The sequence below is a fragment of the Mesorhizobium sp. M7A.F.Ca.CA.003.01.2.1 genome (assembly GCF_003998945.1).
Taxonomy (GTDB): Bacteria; Pseudomonadota; Alphaproteobacteria; order Rhizobiales; family Rhizobiaceae; genus Mesorhizobium; species Mesorhizobium ciceri.
The window spans coordinates 1-5320 of sequence record NZ_RZRA01000336.1; the positions used below are offsets into that span (position 1 = coordinate 1).

The following is a 5320-nucleotide window of genomic DNA, read 5'->3' on the forward strand; positions in this document are numbered from 1 at the left end:
GAGGAACAGGAACAGCATGACCTGGCTCATCTGCACAGAAACGCCGAACTTATGCATGGAATAGAAGGTGTAGTAGCTGGCGAGGCTGGCGATGTAGGCATTCTTGCTCAGAACCAGCAGTGTCAGCACGATCAATGCATTCATCACCTTGCGGCGCGGGAAGGGCGAAACGAAGCTCGCCGCCTTGCGGGTGCCCTGCGCGGCACGCAGCCGGCTGTACCAGCCGCCGACCTGCCACAAAACGATGATGCCGATCAGCGAGCCGACGGCGAACCAGGAAATGCTGGTCTGGCCGAACGGCACGACGATGAAGGCCGCCAGCAGCGGCCCCATGGACTGGCCGAAATTGCCGCCCACCTGGAACAGCGACTGCGCCAGGCCGAAGCGGCCGCCGGAAGCGAAGCGGGCGATGCGCGAGGATTCCGGGTGGAAGATCGCCGAGCCGATGCCGATCAGCGAGGCACCGATCAGCAGCAGCGAATAATGCCCGGCATAGGCGAGCACGATCAGGCCGATCAGCGACGACGCCATGCCATAGGGCAGCGAATAGGGCATCGGCCGCTTGTCGGTGATCATGCCGATCAGCGGCTGCAGCAAGGATGCGGTCACCTGGAAAGTGAAGGTCAACAAGCCGATCTGCCAGAAATCGAGGCCATAATTCTCTTTCAGGAGCGGGTAAATGGCCGATAGCAGCGACTGCATGATGTCGTTGATGCAGTGGCAGAAGCTCACCGCCAGGATGACGGTGAAGGCCGTCGCCTGGGCTGAGGCGTGACTGGCGCTCGCCGGTGGGGCGACGCTGGCTGCTGTCGTATCGGTCAAGGTAGGCTCCGTGGTCTTTTTGGCGGGCACGCCCGCAGGCAACTGGCGGACGCTCCTTGCGGCCACCCTAGGGACGGTGCCTTATAAGCCGCTTGCGAGACGACTTCTTTCGTGGTTTGGTCCAATAGTTTCGCAAGTGGGCCATAACTAGATGCCGCACGGCAAAGAAGTCTTTCACGCTGGCAATGCCAATCTCGGCCAGTTGCACGAGAGCCGCTGGCAGTGGCTTGAGCAAGTGGCCGGGCCGGCGGTGGCATTGCCGACCGAATATCCTGACGGCTACCGCGTGCCACAGCACCGCCACAGCCGCAGCCAGCTCTTGCATGCGCTTGTCGGTGTGGTGCTGGTGACGACACGCTACGGGCGCTGGATGGTGCCGCCCGACCACGCGATGTGGATTCCAGCCGGCACCGAGCATTCCGTCGAGATGCTGGGCGACGTCTCGATGCGTTCGGTTTATGTCATGCCACAGGCGATCCCCGGGCTGCCCGAAGGCTTGCGCGTCGTCGGCGTCACCGACCTGATGCACAGCCTGATCGTGGAATCGGAGAAGCTCCCGCAAGGCGGCGTTCTGGAAGGACGCGGTGGGCTGATCATGAACCTTCTGCTGCACGAAATCCCGACCTTGCCGGAACGGCCTCTCGGGCTGCCATTTCCGTCCGATCCAAGATTGTCGGCGCTGTGCCGACGCTTCGTCGCAGCACCGTCGCCGCATGCGACCATCGACGAGTGGGCCGATGCAGCCGGCATGAGCCGCCGTTCCTTCACGCGCGCCTTCCAGCGCCAGACCGGCCTGTCGCTGTCGACATGGCGCCAGCAGGCCTGCCTGTTCGCGGCGCTGCCCAGGCTGGCGGACGGCGAGCCGATCACCAGGGTGGCGCTTGATCTCGGCTATGACAGCGTGCCGGCCTTCATCACCATGTTCAAGCGCATGCTGGGGACCTCGCCGCGCGGCTATATGCGCGGCGCACGCGAGAACGTCGAGGTCGCTCGTCGCCTGATCGGCCCGGTTCGGTTGGAAAGCTCCGCGCCTTAAGGGCAGGCGGGTTTAGTCGAACAGGCTGGACACCGATTCCTCAGTCGCCGTGCGCGAGATGGCTTCGCCCATCAGGTCGGCGATCGAGATGACGCGGATGTTGGGCGCGTCGAGCACGCCCTGGGTCGGCTGGATGGAATCGGTGATCACCAGTTCCTGCAGCTTCGAGCCGCTGATGCGGGCAACGGCACCGCCCGACAGCACGCCGTGGGTGATATAGGCGGTGACGCTGGTGGCGCCGTTGGCCAGCAGCGCATCGGCGGCGTTGCACAGCGTGCCGCCGGAATCGACGATGTCGTCGATCAGCAGGCAATCCTTGCCGGCGACCGCGCCGATGATGTTCATGACTTCCGATTCGCCCGGCCGTTCGCGGCGCTTGTCGACGATGGCCAGTTGCGCATCGAAGCGCTTGGCCAGCGCACGGGCGCGGACCACGCCGCCAATGTCGGGCGAAACCACCACGACGTTGCCGAGTTGCTTGTATTTGGCCTTCACGTCGCGGGCCATCACCGGCACGGAAAACAGATTGTCGGTCGGGATGTCGAAGAAGCCCTGGATCTGGCCGGCATGCAGGTCGAGCGTCAGAACGCGGTCGACGCCGGCGCGGGTGATCATGTTGGCGACCAGCTTGGCCGAGATCGGCGTGCGGCCGGAGGCGCGGCGGTCCTGCCTGGCGTAGCCGAAATAAGGGATGACCGCCGTGATGCGCTTGGCCGAGGAGCGCATGAAGGCATCGATCATGATAAGCAATTCCATCAAATGATCGTTGGTCGGGAACGAGGTCGACTGCAGGATGAAGACATCCTCGCCGCGCACGTTTTCCTGGATTTCGACGAAGATTTCCTGGTCGGCGAAGCGCCTGACCGTGGCTTTGCCCAGCGGGACGTTGAGGTACCGGGCGACTGCTTCGGCCAGCACCCTGTTGGAATTGCCCGCGAAGAGTTTCATGCACGGTTCCTGGTGGAGGATGATGAGGCCTGACGGACTCGCTTGCGCCCTTTAACCGGGCTTTTAGCGGCCCGCGCTGGTATTGCAAGCGCCGAGATCGGGAATCCGCCGGCTAAACTCAAGAAAGCTCCGCGCCATCGCCGGACTGCAACAGGGAGCAGGGGACTTGTGCTGGTTCTTCTTCTCATTGGGCATCGGATTTTCCCAAAACCGTCTCCACTTTGGGGTCCGATGCCTCTAGCCCGCCTTGCCGCCGAGCCAGGCGGCGAACTGGTCGATGGTCTGGTCGGCGATCGCCTGCATGGTGGCCGGCGAGATCCCCTTCCAGCTGTCGCCGCCCGCGCTGGCGCCGGAATTGACCGACGGAGCCTTCTGCTGGCCATTGATGCGGTGCAGCCGGTTGCCAGCGGGGTCATAGACGTCCCAGACATAGATGACGGTGGTGTCGGCGCCTTCCGACATCGTCGAGAAATAGCCTTTCAGCACATGTGTCACGGTCTGGTCGGCGCTGCCGGCGAGAGTGATGCCGCGCTGCCTGGCACGGGTCTGCAACTCCGCCGTCAGAGGTGTCGCAGCTTCCACCGAAGCGCCGACGATCGGCGCGATCTGCAAGCGGGTCTTCGACAGGATGGCAGCGCTTTGGGCTGATGTGACCGGTGCGGCGGCGGTTGCGGGAGCGCCAGACGTGCTGGTGGCGGGCCCGGCCGGAACCGTTGCCGCCGTGTTGCCTGACGTTGCGGGCAGCGTCTGGGTCGACGTCGCCGGCGGGGTGATCGCCGACGGTTCGAGCACGTCCTTTGCGTTGGTGCAGGCGGCAAGAGCCAATGCCACAAGCAATGACACGGTCGTCACATGCGATCGTCTCATTTGCCTTCTAACTCCTTGGCGAAGAACGCCTCCCACTGTGGATTCACTTTACGATCAAGTCGAGATCATGGCGGGACAGCGGCCTGGGCTGGGATTCGGTGGTCAGGTAGGTGCGGCCAAGCGTCATCGCCGTCTCGGTGTCGGAGTCCATGATGATCATATGGGCGAACAGCGTCATGTTGGGCGCGATCGGTTCGGGATTGCCCTGGTAGAACATCGGCATGTCCATCCAGGACGGGGTGAAGCGGGCGCCGACCGAATAGCCGCAGGCGTTCAGCCGGTGCTTGGTCAGGCCGTGTGCCTCCATGGTGCGGGCATGCGCATCGAAGACGTCGCCGAAGCTGTTGCCCGGCATCATCGCCTTCTCGACAGCCAGGAGTGCTGCGCGGGCGGCGTCGAACAGTTCCTGATGGCGCTTCGACACCTTGCCGGTCAGCACCGTGCGCATCATCGGCGCATGGTAGTGGTTGAAGACGCCGGCCCATTCGAGCGTCAGCTGGTCGTTCTTGGTGAGCTTGCGGCGGCCGGCCTTGTAGCGGCACAGCAGCGCATCGACGCCGGAGCCGATGATGAACTCGTTGGCCGGATAGTCGCCGCCGCCGGCGAAGATCGCGCCCTGCATGGCGGCCAGGATCAGAGCTTCGTCGCCGCCTTGCTTGATCAGCGGCAGTGCCGCGTCGAGCGCATCGTCGGAGAGATTGGCGGCCTTCTCGGCCTTGGCTATCTCGGCCGGGCTCTTGAACAGGCGCAGCCGGCCGACAATGCCGGACGCATCGGCGATCTGGCCGAAGGTCTGCAACTGCTCGTCCAGGCGGCGGCCGTTGAAGGCGGTCAGGCCGTGGGTGTCATATTCGACACCGATGCGGGCGCCGAGCAGGTCGAGTTCGTTGAGCAGATTGCGCAGGTCGACCGCGGGATTGGCGCCGTTGCGGTCGGTCCACAAGACGATGTTGTCGATAATCGAGGTCTGACGTGCCTGGCGCAGGTCGGCCGAGCGGGTCAGAAGCACCATCGAACCGTCGGCCTTGACCACCAGGCACTGGAAGAAGCAGAAGCCGAACGTGTCGTAGCCGGTCAGCCAATACATGCTTTCCTGCGCGAACAGCAGGATGGCGTCGAGCTTCTTTTCGGCCATCTCGATGATCAGCCGGTCGCGCCGCGCGTCAAATTCAGATCGTTCAAAATGCAGCGCCATTATTCCCTCTCCAAGACAATTGCCGAAACCTGCCGGCCGTAATCGGGCTCCTTGCGATGCGTGGTGCGCCGATAGGAGTAGAACAGGCCTTCCTCAGCGTAAGTGCAGCGGTCGAGGCCCTCAGCCGTCACGCCTGCCTTGGCCAGCCGGTCAACCGTGTAGCGGTTGAGGTCGAACATCGCATGGCCGGCATTGGCGGACGGAGCGAAATAGAGGATGTTTTCGGCGTCGGATTCGACAAAGCGGGCGACGAATTCCGGGCCGACCTCGTAGTTTCGCGGGCCGATGGAGGGGCCTAGCACGGCGACGATGTTTTGGCGCCGGGCGCCGAGGCTTTCCATCGCCAGGATGGTGTTTTCGAGCACGCCGGTGAACGCGCCTTTCCAGCCGGCATGCGCAGCGCCGATGATGCGCGCCTGCGCATCAGCGAACAGCACGGGACCGCAATCGGC

At 63.8% G+C, this 5320-nt stretch carries 6 protein-coding genes; 1 reads left to right on the top strand and 5 read right to left on the bottom strand.

All coding sequences use genetic code 11. The annotated features are described in order from the left end of the window. Positions 1 to 822 (bottom strand): MFS transporter (locus EN969_RS15365; protein WP_164758270.1); only part of this gene is annotated, 822 nt, incomplete at its 3' end. A 151-nt stretch (positions 823 to 973) separates the two neighbouring features. On the opposite strand from EN969_RS15365, the gene EN969_RS15370 reads away from it, so the two are divergent. Further along, the gene (locus tag EN969_RS15370) at positions 974 to 1858 is read left to right on the top strand and encodes a helix-turn-helix transcriptional regulator (protein ID WP_013530001.1); all 885 of its coding nucleotides are present in this window, start codon (positions 974 to 976) and stop codon (positions 1856 to 1858) included. A 12-nt stretch (positions 1859 to 1870) separates the two neighbouring features. On the opposite strand, the gene EN969_RS15375 is transcribed toward EN969_RS15370, so the two are convergent. The 4 genes from EN969_RS15375 to EN969_RS15390 all read right to left on the bottom strand — a co-directional run. Next, entirely contained in the window at positions 1871 to 2806 is a 936-nt protein-coding gene (locus tag EN969_RS15375) for a ribose-phosphate pyrophosphokinase (RefSeq protein WP_013530002.1), read from the bottom strand. A gap of 237 nt (positions 2807 to 3043) precedes the next feature. After that, positions 3044 to 3673, bottom strand: coding sequence for a hypothetical protein (locus EN969_RS15380; RefSeq protein WP_063168841.1), 630 nt, complete (start codon positions 3671 to 3673; stop codon positions 3044 to 3046). A gap of 43 nt (positions 3674 to 3716) precedes the next feature. Further along, positions 3717 to 4868 carry a Xaa-Pro peptidase family protein gene (locus EN969_RS15385; RefSeq protein WP_013530004.1) on the bottom strand — a complete coding sequence of 384 codons (1152 nt, stop codon included), beginning with the start codon at positions 4866 to 4868 and terminating at the stop codon, positions 3717 to 3719. Further along, the coding region (locus EN969_RS15390; protein WP_164758271.1) for a polyphenol oxidase family protein at positions 4868 to 5320 on the bottom strand (453 nt) is incomplete at its 5' end. The genes EN969_RS15385 and EN969_RS15390, both read right to left, overlap by 1 nt.

Coding starts and splice junctions, on each gene's coding strand:
- EN969_RS15370 (WP_013530001.1), top strand. CDS start 974: ATGCCGCACGGCAAAGAAGTCTTTCACGCTGGCAATGCCAATCTCGGC.
- EN969_RS15375 (WP_013530002.1), bottom strand. CDS start 2,806: ATGAAACTCTTCGCGGGCAATTCCAACAGGGTGCTGGCCGAAGCAGTC.
- EN969_RS15380 (WP_063168841.1), bottom strand. CDS start 3,673: ATGAGACGATCGCATGTGACGACCGTGTCATTGCTTGTGGCATTGGCT.
- EN969_RS15385 (WP_013530004.1), bottom strand. CDS start 4,868: ATGGCGCTGCATTTTGAACGATCTGAATTTGACGCGCGGCGCGACCGG.